Below are 13132 nucleotides of genomic sequence, written 5' to 3'. Positions count from 1 at the left end.
AAAAATGGGTATCGCATCTCGCTTAAAGCTCATGTCGTTTTTGCAATATTTCATCTGGGGAAGCTGGTTGGTAACCCTGGGTTCCTACATGATTAATACCCTGGATTTTACCGGCGCGAATGTGGGTATGGTCTACAGTTCGAAAGGGCTGGCGGCGATTATCATGCCGGGCATTATGGGCATCATTGCCGATAAATGGCTACGCGCCGATCGCGCCTATATGCTTTGTCATCTGGTGTGTGCGGGCGTGTTGCTATATGCCACAACCGTTACTGATCCGCAGACTATGTTTTGGGTGATGCTGGTTAACGCAATGGCGTATATGCCGACGATTGCGTTATCGAATAGCGTCTCATACTCGTGCCTGGCACAATCGGGTCAGGATCCGGTCACCGCGTTCCCGCCAATTCGTGTGTTTGGCACCATTGGGTTTATTGTGGCGATGTGGACTGTCAGCTTGATGGGACTGGAACTGAGCAGCGCGCAGTTGTATATCGCTTCAGGCGCATCGCTGCTGCTGGCTCTGTATGCGCTTACGTTGCCGAAAATCCCGGTTGCTGAGAAGAAAGCAAACACCACGCTTGCCAGCAAGCTCGGTCTGGACGCCTTTGTTCTGTTTAAAAAACCGCAGATGGCAATCTTCTTTTTGTTTGCGATGATGCTGGGGGCGGTGTTGCAAATCACCAACGTCTTTGGCAATCCGTTCCTGCATGATTTTGCCCGTAACCCGGAATTTGCCGACAGCTTTGTGGTGAAGTACCCCTCCATATTGCTTTCCGTTTCACAGATGGCGGAGGTGGGCTTTATTCTCACTATTCCGTACTTCCTTAAACGCTTTGGCATTAAAACGGTGATGCTGATGAGCATGCTGGCATGGACGCTGCGCTTTGGCTTCTTTGCCTTTGGCGATCCGTCGCCGTTTGGTTTTGTGCTGCTGCTGATGTCGATGATCGTCTACGGCTGTGCGTTTGATTTCTTCAATATCTCGGGATCGGTATTTGTCGAGCAGGAGGTTAGCTCTAACATTCGCGCCAGCGCGCAGGGGCTGTTTATGACGATGGTAAACGGCGTTGGCGCGTGGGTGGGATCAATTCTGAGTGGTATGGCGGTGGACTATTTTTCTGTCGATGGCGTCAAGGATTGGCAAACTATCTGGCTGGTGTTTTCCGCGTATGCGCTGGCTCTGGCGGTTATCTTTGCATTGTTCTTTAAGTACAAGCATGAGCCTGAACGACTGGCACAGAAATCACCGGCACATTAACACTCCATTGGAGGCGGGTTCTGATACCCGCCGTTTCATTTTCTGCGAGGCAATGTGGTAACTTTGCGCATTATCCTTATTTCAGGAGCGCATTATCCATGGAACGCACGCACCGCATCGATCTGAAGTTACTGCGTTATTTTCTTGCTGTCGCAGAAGAACTGCATTTTGGACGTGCTGCTGCTCGCCTGAATATGTCGCAACCGCCGCTCAGTACCCATATTAAAGAGCTGGAGCAACAGCTCGGCACTTTGCTATTTATCCGTCATTCCCGCAGCGTGGCGTTAACTCACGCGGGAAAGATATTGATGGAAGAGTCGCGCCGACTGTTATCCAGTGCTAATCAGGCGCTGGCGAGAGTGGAGCAAATTGGTCGTGGTGAGGCAGGGCGAATTGAGCTTGGCGTTATCGGTACAGCGATGTGGGGAAAAATGCGTCCGGTGATGCGGCGTTTTATGAAGGATAATCCCAATGTTGAGGTGCTGTTTCGCGAGAACATGCCCGCGATGCAGATGACGATGCTGGAACGGCGTGAACTGGATGCGGGAATTTGGCGGATGGCTACGGAGCTTTCTCCCGGGTTTACCAGTTTGCGTTTGCATGAGTCCTCTTTTCTGGTTGCCATGCCGGAAGAACATCCTCTTACTGCCTGTGAGTCCATACCGCTGGAGGCGTTGAGAAATGAATATTTTGTCACAATGCCTTCCATTCATACTGACTGGGCATTTTTGCAGCGAGTTTGCCTGAGTGCTGGATTTTCCCCGATGATTATTCGTGAGGTGAGGGAGCCGCAAACGGTGCTGGCGATGATCAGCATGGGGATTGGTATTACGTTAATTGCTGACAGCTATGCGCAGATGAATTGGCCTGGCGTGGTATTTCGACCGTTAGAGGAACGTATTCCGGCGGATTTGTATATTGTGTATGACCAACTGCAGGCGACACCCGCGTTGGAGAAACTGGTAGCGGCATTGACGATGTGATGTCTGTGCCGGATGGCGACTGACGTCTTATCCGGCCTACGCGTGTTGTGTTGTCTGTGTCGGATGGCGGCTGACGTCTTATCCAGCCTACGTGTGCGGTATTGTCTGTAGGCCTGATAAGCGTAGCGCATCAGGCGATGCAGGTTCGAATCTTATAAATCGCAGATAGCAAAAAGGCGCCTTTAGGGCGCCTTTTTACATTGGTGGGTCGTGCAGGATTCGAACCTGCGACCAATTGATTAAAAGTCAACTGCTCTACCAACTGAGCTAACGACCCGAAGTGGTGGGTGATGACGGGATCGAACCGCCGACCCCCTCCTTGTAAGGGAGGTGCTCTCCCAGCTGAGCTAATCACCCCCGCTGTGTGGAGTCGCATTATAGGGAGAGTTGAAAATGAGTCAACGCATTTTCTAAAGAATTTGTTCGTTCGTCGTAAATTTAAACAAAACGATCGCAAATCAATCCATGCAGCATGATTTGTATACGAAAATGGCAAAGCGTGATGTTCCAACCTGAACAACATTGAGGAATCAGACCACAGTGATAGAATACGAGCCTGATAATCTTTCCAGGATTTGCCGGTTGTCGGCATCTTTATAAACGTAAGGCCATTTCATGAAAATCAAAACTCGCTTCGCGCCAAGCCCGACAGGTTACCTGCACGTCGGTGGTGCGCGTACTGCTCTATATTCCTGGCTTTTTGCACGTAACCATGACGGTGAGTTTGTGCTGCGTATTGAAGACACCGATCTTGAACGCTCCACTCCGGAAGCTATTGAAGCCATTATGGATGGCATGAACTGGCTGAATCTGGAATGGGATGAAGGCCCGTACTTCCAGACCAAACGTTTTGATCGCTACAACGCCGTGATTGATGAGATGCTGGAAGCCGGTACCGCGTATAAATGCTACTGCTCCAAAGAGCGTCTGGACGCACTGCGCGAAGAGCAGATGGCAAACGGTGAGAAGCCTCGTTACGACGGTCGCTGCCGCCACGGGCATGAACATCATGCTGCTGATGAACCATGCGTGGTGCGTTTTGCCAACCCGCAGGATGGATCCGTTATTTTTGACGACCAGATCCGTGGGCCGATCGAATTCAGCAACCAGGAGCTGGACGATCTGATCATCCGCCGTACTGACGGTTCCCCGACCTACAACTTCTGTGTTGTGGTCGACGACTGGGATATGGAAATCACTCACGTTATTCGTGGTGAAGACCATATCAACAACACTCCGCGTCAGATCAACATCCTGAAAGCGCTGAATGCGCCGGTGCCGGTTTATGCACACGTGTCGATGATCAACGGCGACGACGGTAAAAAACTCTCTAAACGTCACGGTGCGGTCAGCGTTATGCAGTATCGCGACGACGGTTACCTGCCGGAAGCGCTGCTGAACTATCTGGTGCGTCTGGGCTGGTCCAGCGGCGATCAGGAAATCTTCACCCGTGAAGAGATGATCAAACTGTTCTCCCTTGGTGCGGTGAGCAAGTCTGCGAGTGCGTTCAACACGGAAAAACTGCAGTGGCTGAACCACCACTACATTAATTCGCTGGCACCGGAATATGTGGCAACGCATCTGCAATGGCACATTGAGCAGGAAAATATCGATACTCGCGTCGGCCCGCAGCTGTCTGAGCTGGTTAAACTGCTGGGTGAGCGCTGCAAAACGCTGAAAGAGATGGCGCAGAGCTGCCGCTACTTCTACGAAGACTTTGCTGAGTTCGACGCGGATGCAGCTAAGAAACACCTGCGTCCGGTAGCGCGTCAGCCGCTGGAAGTGGTTCGCGATAAGCTGGCTGCTATCAGCGAGTGGACGGCAGAAAACGTGCACCACGCGATTCAGGCAACCGCTGATGAGCTGGAAGTGGGTATGGGTAAAGTTGGGATGCCGCTGCGCGTAGCCGTAACCGGCGCGGGTCAGTCTCCGGCGTTAGACGTAACGGTGCATGCGATTGGTAAATCACGCAGCATTGAGCGTATTAATAAAGCGCTGGCGTTTATTGCTGAGCGTGAAAGCCAGCAGTAAGACCGATTGAGCGATGAAACAACGGCAGGAGCGCATCCTGCCGTTTTTTTGCCTGTTATTCAGACTCATCAATACCCAGACGGGTAAGGAAAGTGCGAATACCTTCGCGCGAAATATACATTGCCAGCTTTTCTTGTTCCGTTGGGGACATGTTGTCCAGTGCGCTAATTATCTGGCGACAGGCGTGGCTACGCACCACGTGGGTGTATTCTGCCAGCGGTTCCTCAGCCTGATAAATTTCAGGGACTTTGCGAAAAGCCGGAATATTGAGCAGAAACGTACGGACGCTGGAGTCGATATGGATCAGCCTTGCACGACCCCCTTTAACGCCGGGAAACTTTTCGGTGGTCCAGTTTTGTTCTCTGATCCAACGATTGACGGTTTGTTTGGCAACCCCGAGACATTCCGCTAGTTCTTCGGTCGTCATTTTGCTGCGTAATTTTTTCATATTATTTGTTGTCGCGGATCCCTAAGCGTTGTAACAAACCCGTAATGCCTTCACGCAGGATCAGTGACGTAAACATTTTTTGTTCTGACGGAGTCATCTCTTTGGCGAGCCTAATCAGTAGAGCTTCGATAGAGGTATCGCCGGATAACGATAAATTATCTGATAAACCTTCGGCTGAACGCTCAGCACTGCGAATGTATTCACGAACTTGTTCGGTGACGTGAACCAGACGCGCTTTACCGCCCTGTACGCCTGGTTTTGGTGATGTAGCCCAACCCTCCTTGCGCACCCATTTATTGATGGTCTGTCGGCTGTATCCGGTCAGATTAGCAAGTTCTTCTGGCGTCATCCGTTCCTTGAACATAACGATTCCCTGAATAGTCGTGGGGTTAATTAGTGGCTCATTTTATAGCACCATTTTAGTAGAAACCGTGACGCGTTTAACTACTGAATGCGAGTTGTTACGCAATGTTCTTCATTTGACTGCTTTTTCAGCGATTGAATTCTATGAGTTAATTTTGCCGTTGACACACGCGAAGGGAATTCATATGATGCCGCCCGTCAACTCGACAAGCTTTACGTAATGGGGCTATAGCTCAGCTGGGAGAGCGCTTGCATGGCATGCAAGAGGTCAGCGGTTCGATCCCGCTTAGCTCCACCAAATTTAATCCCAATAAATTTGGTACGTACGTAATAGCATCGTGGGGCTATAGCTCAGCTGGGAGAGCGCTTGCATGGCATGCAAGAGGTCAGCGGTTCGATCCCGCTTAGCTCCACCAAAATTTAAACCCTCGCTGAAAAGCGGGGGTTTTTTGTTTCTGTTTCCACCCTGTATCTCTTCGGTTTGCTGAATAGCAGGCATAAAAAAACCGGGGAGAAGAATCTCCCCGGTCTTATCAATACGATGTTGTCTTACGCTTACAGCACCAGTGCTGCGATAGATGCAGACAGTACGCTCACCAGCGTAGAGCCGTACACCAGCTTCAGACCGAAGCGGGAAACCACGTTACCTTGCTCTTCGTTCAGACCTTTAATCGCACCGGCGATAATACCGATGGAAGAGAAGTTAGCGAAGGAGACCAGGAACACGGACAGGATACCTTCTGCACGCGGAGAGAGCGTGGCGGCAATTTTCTGCAGATCCATCATCGCAACGAATTCGTTGGAAACCAGTTTGGTTGCCATGATACTGCCCACCTGCAGCGCTTCGCTGGACGGCACACCCATTACCCATGCAACCGGGTAGAAGATGTAGCCCAGGATGCCCTGGAAGGAGATGCTGTAACCAAACCAGCCGGTCACGGTGGCGAACAGGGCGTTCAGGGCTGCGATCAGCGCGATGAAACCAATCAGCATCGCCGCAACGATAATTGCCACTTTGAAACCTGCCAGGATGTATTCACCCAGCATTTCGAAGAAGCTCTGGCCTTCGTGCAGGTTAGACATCTGAATGTTTTCTTCGCTGGCATCAACGGTGTACGGGTTGATCAGCGACAGCACGATAAAGGTGCTGAACATGTTCAGAACCAGCGCCGCAACCACGTACTTCGGTTCCAGCATGGTCATGTACGCGCCGACGATAGACATGGAAACGGTCGACATCGCCGTTGCAGCCATGGTGTACATACGGTTGCGAGACATTTTGCCGAGAATATCTTTATAGGCGATAAAGTTCTCGGACTGACCCAGGATCAGGGAGCTGACGGCGTTGAAGGATTCCAGCTTGCCCATACCGTTCACTTTGGATAACAGGAAACCAATCGCGCGGATGATAACCGGCAGAACGCGGATATGCTGCAAAATACCGATCAGGGCGGAAATGAAGACGATTGGGCACAGCACTTTCAGGAAGAAGAATGCCAGGCCTTTGTCGTTCATGCTGCCGAAGACAAAGTTTGTCCCTTCATTAGCGAATCCGAGGAGTTTTTCAAACATCTCGGAGAAGCCTCTCACGAAGCCCAGACCGACATCAGAGTTCAGGAAGAACCATGCCAGTAACACTTCAATAACAAGCAATTGAATAACATAACGAATGCGGATTTTTTTACGGTCACTGCTTACCAGCAGTGCGAGTACCGCAACCACGGCAAGGGCCAGGACGAAATGAAGAACGCGGTCCATATTTGCTCCAAATATGAGGCAGGTTTAGTTTTCGTGCACATTCTATGTAACAACCATAAAGAAAACGAGATCAAACACACACTATAATAAGGACCTGTGACGAGATTCAAAATTAGTGATCGGTGATACACTTCTGTTATGTTTAGTATGGAAGTGAAAAGTTATGTCATTGTGCTAATCTCATAACAATAATTAAACATCTCACCGGTATTTCCAGAATCCTTATCGATCCATAGACAAACGCTATCAGAGAAATCAACTTCACCCATTAAAATGAATTTGATAATCATTCTCAATAGGCGTAGCTTGAAATATAGCAAAGGCTATGTTTCTGAGGCACTAAAATGACTAACGATCGCGTTGAGAGTAGCAGTGGACGGGCAGCGCGCAAGTTGAAGCTCGCATTAATGGGACCTGCGTTCATCGCGGCGATCGGCTACATCGATCCGGGCAACTTCGCCACCAACATCCAGGCAGGGGCCAGCTTTGGCTATAAACTGTTGTGGGTGGTGGTCTGGGCAAATCTGATGGCAATGCTGATTCAGGTGCTGTCGGCAAAGCTGGGTATTGCCACGGGTAAAAACCTGGCGGAGCAAATTCGCGATCACTATCCTCGTCCGGTGGTGTGGTTCTACTGGGTGCAGGCCGAAATTATCGCCATGGCGACAGACCTTGCTGAATTCATTGGTGCCGCGATTGGTTTCAAATTGATCCTCGGCGTGTCGTTATTGCAGGGGGCCGTGCTCACCGGTATCGCGACTTTTTTGATTTTGATGTTGCAGCGCCGTGGGCAAAAACCGCTGGAAAAAGTGATTGGTGGCTTGCTGCTGTTTGTGGCTGCGGCTTACATTGTGGAACTGATCTTTTCCCAGCCGAACTTCGCGCAACTCAGCAAGGGAATGGTTATCCCGAGCCTGCCTAATTCTGAAGCGGTGTTCCTGGCGGCTGGCGTGCTCGGCGCGACTATCATGCCACACGTCATTTATCTGCACTCTTCCTTAACTCAGCATCTGCACGGCGGAACACGTCAACAGCGCTATGCGGCCACGAAATGGGATGTGGCAATCGCCATGACGATTGCTGGATTTGTCAATCTTGCGATGATGGCGACGGCTGCCGCTGCATTTCACTTTAGCGGGCATACCGGTATTGCCGATCTCGATCAAGCGTATCTGACACTTGAACCGCTGTTGAGTCACGCTGCGGCGACGGTATTCGGTTTAAGCCTGGTGGCTGCGGGACTTTCTTCTACCGTGGTCGGTACGTTGGCCGGGCAGGTGGTGATGCAAGGGTTTATCCGCTTTCACATTCCGCTTTGGGTACGCCGTACCGTCACCATGATGCCATCATTTATTGTGATTTTGATGGGACTGGATCCGACGCGTATTCTGGTGATGAGCCAGGTATTGCTCAGTTTTGGTATTGCACTGGCGCTGGTGCCGCTGTTGATCTTCACTAGCAACAGTCAGCTGATGGGCGATTTGGTGAATACCCGTTGGGTAAAACAGGTAGGTTGGGTGATTGTTGTGCTGGTGGTGGCGCTCAATATCTGGCTGTTGGTAGGAACCGCACTCGGTTTGTAAAAACAAAAGGGCCCGTTGGCCCTTTTGTTACATTAATGATGATGTTTGTGGCCACGCCCGCGACCGCGGTGGTCGTCACGATCGTTCCAGCCTTCACGATAACCACGCTCATAAGCTTTGCGTTTGTCCCAGCCACGATGGTAGCCATTGTCATGACGCCACCAGCGATTTTTGCGCCACTCATAGTTATGGTGCCAGTAATCCCGGTCGCGCCAGCGGCCGCCATCCCAGTAGTTACCGTAGTTATCGCGATCGCCAATTTGTAATTTTATTGATGGCAGCAGGGTGATTTCGCCAGCGTTCGCGGCCAGCGGTGTAAAAGCCAATAAGACTGCCGCCAGAATCAGTGACCTGAACATGTTTTCTCTCCTTCACGATCGAGCCGTAGCCGGCCTGTTAACGTAATATTACGGGGCAGTAAAGCCCCGTTTCATCGCCTTAACTCTTAAATCGCAAGTGAGAGCACTTTTTGTTAATAAATGTGTCTTTATTTCAATCAACTCAGGATAGCATCAATCTCCGCGCACTCTTCAGACGTAAAGTGACGGTTTGCCAGCATACCGACAGCGTCTTCAATCTGCGCCGTTTTACTCGCGCCAATCAGCACGGACGTGACTTTGTCATCCCGTAACACCCATGCTAGCGCCATTTGGGAAAGCTTTTGCCCGCGTCGTTCTGCCAGCACATTCAGCGCCCGCACTTTTTCCAGTTTTTGTGGAGTGATCTGGTCCGGATTCAGAAAGCGACTGGTGCTTGCCGCACGAGAATCCGCAGGAATGCCGTTCAGATAGCGGTCGGTTAACTGTCCGCCAGCCAGCGGTGAGAAGGCGATACTGCCGACACCTTTTTCCTGTAATAGCGACAGCAAGCCGCCTTCGACCCAACGTTCAAACATGGAATATTTGGGCTGGTGAATAAGGCATGGCGTACCTAAATCGTCGAGTATTTCAATCGCCTGCCTGGCAAGATCTGCCGGATAGTTAGACAACCCGACGTACAGCGCTTTGCCCTGACGGACGATGTGATCCAGCGCGCGCATGGTTTCTCTGAGCGGTGTTCCAGGGTCGGGGCGATGGTGGTAGAAGATATCGACATACTCCAGCCCCAGACGCTTCAGGCTTTGATCGAGACTGGCAATCAGATATTTGCGTGAACCCCAGTCACCGTAGGGACCTTCCCACATGGTGTAGCCCGCTTTTGTGGAGATAATAAGCTCATCTCGCCACGGTAAAAAATCTTCCTGCAGGATCCGACCAAAATTCCGTTCTGCCGAACCCGGCGGTGGACCATAGTTATTTGCCAGATCAAAATGGTTAATCCCCAGATCGAATGCGCGCTGTAACAATGCGCGACTGTTCTCGACCTGTGTGGTATCGCCAAAATTGTGCCACAAACCCAGAGAGACAATCGGGAGCTTAAGGCCGCTCTGACCGCAGCGGCAGTACTCCATTGTCTGATAACGATTTTCATCTGCGTGATAAACCATGTCACCCCCCTTCCACAATGCGTGTGCCTTTCAGTGTATACGGTTACACTGTCGATTCTTCAATGAATTTTTACCGCCAAAACTGTAAATCCTGCTTTCCACCCCTTCACAGTGACTTTCCTGGACAGTCATCACAGTTCTTCGATACTCAACATGAGGTTACCGTCAGAAGGATAGCTGTCATGCAAACCCCGTATTCCGTTGCTGATTATCTGCTGGACAGGCTGGCAGGCTGTGGCGTCGGCCATCTCTTTGGTGTGCCGGGCGATTATAATTTGCAGTTTCTTGACCACGTGATTGAACATCCCAACGTATGTTGGGTCGGGTGTGCGAATGAATTGAATGCGGCTTATGCGGCAGATGGCTATGCCCGGGTATCCGGGGTTGGGGCGCTGCTCACCACGTTTGGTGTGGGGGAGTTAAGCGCAATTAACGGTATCGCGGGTAGCTTCGCGGAATATGTTCCTGTTTTGCATATTGTCGGCGCACCCTGTCGCGGCGCGCAGCGTCGCGGAGAGTTGATGCATCACACTTTGGGTGACGGTGACTTTCAGCATTTTTACCGTATGCAGCAGGCGGTGACGACGGCCAGCGCGGTGCTGAATGAACAAAATGCCTGCTATGAGATTGACCGTGTGTTGCGAATGATGCTCAGCGAGCGCAGGCCGGGCTATCTGATGCTACCTGCTGATGTGGCTAAACAGCCTGCTACGCCACCGAATGATATTATGAGTGTTCCTCTGAGCGAGCCGGAAAACAGCGTGATAGAGGCGTTTCGCTACCATGCCCGTGAACGATTGCTGGACAGCCCACGCGTAGCGTTGCTGGCCGACTTCCTCGCGCTGCGTTTTGGTCTGCAGCCGGTTTTACAGCGCTGGATGGCAGAAACGCCGATGGCTCATGCCACGTTGTTGATGGGCAAAGGACTGTTTGATGAGCGTCACCCGGCGTTTGTTGGCACGTACAGCGCTGGAGCCAGCAGCGATTATGTACGTCAGGCGATAGAAGATGCCGATACGATAATGTGTGTCGGCACACAATTTGTCGACACCCTGACAGCTGGGTTTACACAACAGCTACCGCTGGATCGCACCATTGACGTTCAGCCCCATGCGTCACGAATTGGATCCCACTGGTTTAACATCCCGATGGAGCAAGCGGTCACCACATTACGCGAGCTGTGCCTGGAAATGTCGTTTTCTCTACCGCCAGAACGTCCGCCAATTAGGCGTGTTCAGGTTGAGAAGGGCCCACTGACGCAGGAAAACTTCTGGCACACGGTACAGCAGTTTCTGAAGCCTGATGACATTATCCTCGTCGATCAGGGAACCGCCGCCTTTGGCGCGGCTGCGCTCTCACTACCTTGCGGGGCGGAAGTACTGGTTCAACCGTTGTGGGGATCTATCGGCTACGCGCTCCCGGCGGCATTCGGCGCGCAAACGGCCTGTCCGGACCGTCGGGTGATCCTGATTATTGGCGATGGCGCGGCGCAGCTCACCATTCAGGAGCTGGGCTCCATGCTCAGAGACGGGCAATCGCCGGTTATTTTACTGCTCAACAATGACGGATATACCGTGGAGCGGGCCATACATGGGGCAAATCAGCGCTATAACGACATCGCCGCCTGGAGCTGGACGTCGATGCCGCAGGCGTTTAGCCGTGAATGTCAGGCCGAATGTTGGCGGGTGAAGCAGGCGGTACAGCTGGAAGAGGTGCTGGCCCGGTTGTCCCATCCGCAACGACTGTCGTTAATTGAGGTGGTGCTACCGAAAGCCGATCTTCCTGAATTATTGCGCACGGTGACCCGTGCGCTGGAATCTCGCAACGGCGGATAGCTATTTATCAGGGCGCTCAGCGACCATCATCGGTTTGCCTGCCAGCAGCAGCCAGGCGGGCAGCATGACGATGCACAGCAGCGGCAGCAGGGTGGAATCTGGCACCACCACTGCTGCCATAAACAGGCTCAGCCAGGCGTCACGGGTGACGACCAGCACCAGCCCGAGAATAGAGCAAGAAACCGTGATGGCAGCCGGCACAGCTTCAACATGGGCGTGCAGCATCAGGCCAAGCGCGACGCCAACGAATACCGCCGGGAAGATTCGTCCGCCGCGAAAACCACTCGCCGCTGCTACCACCAATGCCGTTAGTTTGATCACGGCGAGCATGAAATAATCTGATGTCCCCAGCGTTTGGCTAAATGCCATTTGCTGCATTTCGTCCAGTCCCTTAAACAAGGTAAGCGGCCCGCCGATAACACCCAAAATACCAAGGATAAAACCGCCTGCCCCGAGGATCAGCACCGGGTGTCTTAATCGATGCATTAAATGGTGCAAACGCGGCAGACACCAGACGGCAACCATCCCAGCGGCAATGGCGATGGCAGCAACAACCGCGCCGCTGAGGATATCGATCAAGTGCATCTGCGTGTAGTGCGCGATGGGCAGTGAAAAATGGGGGTGAAAAAACAGGCTGGTGGTTAGCGAACCCGCGGCGGCGGCCATTAACGGTGCAAACAGGCGATCCCACAAGGGCACATCGTTTGAGCTATTTAGCGTTTGCGAAAATATCAGCGCGGCGGCAACGGGGGTACCAAATAGCGCGCCGATGGTGCCGGCAGAGGCGAGAATGGTCCAGTCCAGCTTGGCAATGCGCGGAAACATGCGGCTACCAAGTGCCACTGCCAGTGCGATATTCACGGTCATGATGGGGTGTTCCGGACCCAGACTGACGCCACCCGCGAGGCCGAGGATTAGCGCTGCCAGCAGGCCCGGTATTGCTGACGTTGGCACCGGCATACCAATTAACGGTTCACAGGCCGGATCCGGGCCCGCGTGGCCATGGCTGTAACGGATAACTAACCCGACCATGATCCCCGTGAGTGTCAGCATACCGATAATCCAGACCGGAGAGTCCTGGGCTATACCGATGCTAACAGGCAGACGTTCCCACAAAAACTGCTGTAAAACGGAAGCCACTTTCATCACAACGATCAACACCAGGCTGGACGCTATGCCAATGATTAGCGCTGGGGTTGATAGCAAGAGCATCGTTCTGGCTCGCGGATGGAGCATTTTCTATTCCTTAAAACAGAGTCATAGACATAGTTTGCACAGCCTGCCTGACGACATCGCTGCAAATGGTGCTGAAACGATAAAGTAATTGTGTGATCTGGATCGATTTTCCACGGGCATCAGCCTTCAGACCGTTGTTGTTATGTCC

The 13132-nt window shown here is 52.1% G+C and carries 12 protein-coding genes and 4 tRNA genes; 8 read left to right on the top strand and 8 right to left on the bottom strand.

Annotation, left to right across the window (positions count from 1 at the left end; translation table 11 throughout):
* Positions 1–4: 4 nt before the first annotated feature.
* On the top strand, positions 5–1261 hold the full coding sequence (locus OGY10_RS20495) for a nucleoside permease (RefSeq protein WP_167820175.1): 1257 nt from the start codon (positions 5–7) through the stop codon (positions 1259–1261).
* A 98-nt stretch (positions 1262–1359) separates the two neighbouring features.
* Entirely contained in the window at positions 1360–2244 is an 885-nt protein-coding gene (locus tag OGY10_RS20490) for a LysR family transcriptional regulator (RefSeq protein ID WP_048234780.1), read from the top strand.
* Positions 2245–2445: 201 nt separating this feature from the next.
* Here the strand turns inward: OGY10_RS20490 and OGY10_RS20485 are convergent.
* Together OGY10_RS20485 and OGY10_RS20480 are read right to left on the bottom strand one after the other, a co-directional pair.
* Positions 2446–2521: transfer RNA gene (locus tag OGY10_RS20485), tRNA-Lys, on the bottom strand.
* A gap of 4 nt (positions 2522–2525) precedes the next feature.
* A tRNA-Val gene (locus OGY10_RS20480) sits at positions 2526–2601 on the bottom strand.
* A gap of 258 nt (positions 2602–2859) precedes the next feature.
* On the opposite strand from OGY10_RS20480, the gene gltX reads away from it, so the two are divergent.
* The gene (gltX, locus tag OGY10_RS20475; RefSeq protein WP_008785393.1) at positions 2860–4275 is read left to right on the top strand and encodes a glutamate--tRNA ligase; all 1416 of its coding nucleotides are present in this window, start codon (positions 2860–2862) and stop codon (positions 4273–4275) included.
* A 55-nt stretch (positions 4276–4330) separates the two neighbouring features.
* On the opposite strand, the gene OGY10_RS20470 is transcribed toward gltX, so the two are convergent.
* Positions 4331–4723: a MerR family transcriptional regulator gene (locus OGY10_RS20470; protein ID WP_003834896.1), complete on the bottom strand. Its 393-nt coding sequence runs from the start codon at positions 4721–4723 to the stop codon at positions 4331–4333.
* A gap of 1 nt (position 4724) precedes the next feature.
* Complete coding sequence (locus OGY10_RS20465) at positions 4725–5087, bottom strand: YfeC-like transcriptional regulator (RefSeq protein ID WP_003028277.1); 363 nt, start codon at positions 5085–5087, stop codon at positions 4725–4727.
* Positions 5088–5308: 221 nt separating this feature from the next.
* Between OGY10_RS20465 and OGY10_RS20460 the strand changes: the two genes are divergently transcribed.
* Positions 5309–5384: transfer RNA gene (locus tag OGY10_RS20460), tRNA-Ala, on the top strand.
* A gap of 42 nt (positions 5385–5426) precedes the next feature.
* Positions 5427–5502 (top strand) — tRNA-Ala (locus OGY10_RS20455).
* A gap of 139 nt (positions 5503–5641) precedes the next feature.
* On the opposite strand, the gene nupC is transcribed toward OGY10_RS20455, so the two are convergent.
* Entirely contained in the window at positions 5642–6844 is a 1203-nt protein-coding gene (nupC, locus tag OGY10_RS20450; RefSeq protein WP_003834893.1) for a nucleoside permease NupC, read from the bottom strand.
* 273 nt (positions 6845–7117) lie between these two features.
* Here nupC and OGY10_RS23830 point away from each other — a divergent pair, with 273 nt between their 5' ends.
* Both OGY10_RS23830 and OGY10_RS20445 read left to right on the top strand, forming a co-directional pair.
* Positions 7118–7192 carry a hypothetical protein gene (locus OGY10_RS23830; protein ID WP_420898213.1) on the top strand — a complete coding sequence of 25 codons (75 nt, stop codon included), beginning with the start codon at positions 7118–7120 and terminating at the stop codon, positions 7190–7192.
* Entirely contained in the window at positions 7189–8427 is a 1239-nt protein-coding gene (locus OGY10_RS20445; protein ID WP_003834891.1) for an Nramp family divalent metal transporter, read from the top strand. Before OGY10_RS23830 ends, OGY10_RS20445 begins: the two co-directional genes overlap by 4 nt.
* A 32-nt stretch (positions 8428–8459) precedes the next feature.
* Here the strand turns inward: OGY10_RS20445 and ypeC are convergent, their stop codons facing one another.
* The gene (gene ypeC / locus OGY10_RS20440) at positions 8460–8786 is read right to left on the bottom strand and encodes a DUF2502 domain-containing protein YpeC (protein ID WP_003834889.1); all 327 of its coding nucleotides are present in this window, start codon (positions 8784–8786) and stop codon (positions 8460–8462) included.
* Between the two features lie 137 nt (positions 8787–8923).
* Positions 8924–9913 carry an L-glyceraldehyde 3-phosphate reductase gene (gene mgrA / locus OGY10_RS20435; RefSeq protein WP_153752533.1) on the bottom strand — a complete coding sequence of 330 codons (990 nt, stop codon included), beginning with the start codon at positions 9911–9913 and terminating at the stop codon, positions 8924–8926.
* A gap of 182 nt (positions 9914–10095) precedes the next feature.
* Between mgrA and OGY10_RS20430 the strand changes: the two genes are divergently transcribed.
* A complete protein-coding gene (locus tag OGY10_RS20430; protein WP_191226958.1) occupies positions 10096–11748 on the top strand; it encodes an alpha-keto acid decarboxylase family protein in 1653 nt (550 codons plus the stop codon).
* Here OGY10_RS20430 and OGY10_RS20425 read toward each other — a convergent pair whose 3' ends face one another.
* Positions 11749–12984: an ion channel protein gene (locus OGY10_RS20425; protein ID WP_032944118.1), complete on the bottom strand. Its 1236-nt coding sequence runs from the start codon at positions 12982–12984 to the stop codon at positions 11749–11751.
* Between the last annotated feature and the right edge of the window lie 148 nt (positions 12985–13132).

The sequence above is a fragment of the Citrobacter sp. Cpo148 genome (genome assembly GCF_030332375.1).
In the GTDB taxonomy this organism is placed as follows: domain Bacteria; phylum Pseudomonadota; class Gammaproteobacteria; order Enterobacterales; family Enterobacteriaceae; genus Citrobacter; species Citrobacter portucalensis.
The sequence above is the reverse complement of the archived record's forward strand: the minus strand, read 5'-3'. Positions and strand labels throughout refer to the sequence as shown.

Bases quoted from the DNA above. Each gene is read 5' to 3' on its own strand.
- nupC (WP_003834893.1), bottom strand. From the start codon at position 6,844: ATGGACCGCGTTCTTCATTTCGTCCTGGCCCTTGCCGTGGTTGCGGTA.
- gltX (WP_008785393.1), top strand. From the start codon at position 2,860: ATGAAAATCAAAACTCGCTTCGCGCCAAGCCCGACAGGTTACCTGCAC.
- OGY10_RS20470 (WP_003834896.1), bottom strand. From the start codon at position 4,723: ATGAAAAAATTACGCAGCAAAATGACGACCGAAGAACTAGCGGAATGT.
- OGY10_RS20490 (WP_048234780.1), top strand. From the start codon at position 1,360: ATGGAACGCACGCACCGCATCGATCTGAAGTTACTGCGTTATTTTCTT.
- OGY10_RS20430 (WP_191226958.1), top strand. From the start codon at position 10,096: ATGCAAACCCCGTATTCCGTTGCTGATTATCTGCTGGACAGGCTGGCA.
- OGY10_RS20465 (WP_003028277.1), bottom strand. From the start codon at position 5,087: ATGTTCAAGGAACGGATGACGCCAGAAGAACTTGCTAATCTGACCGGA.
- OGY10_RS20445 (WP_003834891.1), top strand. From the start codon at position 7,189: ATGACTAACGATCGCGTTGAGAGTAGCAGTGGACGGGCAGCGCGCAAG.
- ypeC (WP_003834889.1), bottom strand. From the start codon at position 8,786: ATGTTCAGGTCACTGATTCTGGCGGCAGTCTTATTGGCTTTTACACCG.
- mgrA (WP_153752533.1), bottom strand. From the start codon at position 9,913: ATGGTTTATCACGCAGATGAAAATCGTTATCAGACAATGGAGTACTGC.
- OGY10_RS20495 (WP_167820175.1), top strand. From the start codon at position 5: ATGGGTATCGCATCTCGCTTAAAGCTCATGTCGTTTTTGCAATATTTC.
- OGY10_RS20425 (WP_032944118.1), bottom strand. From the start codon at position 12,984: ATGCTCCATCCGCGAGCCAGAACGATGCTCTTGCTATCAACCCCAGCG.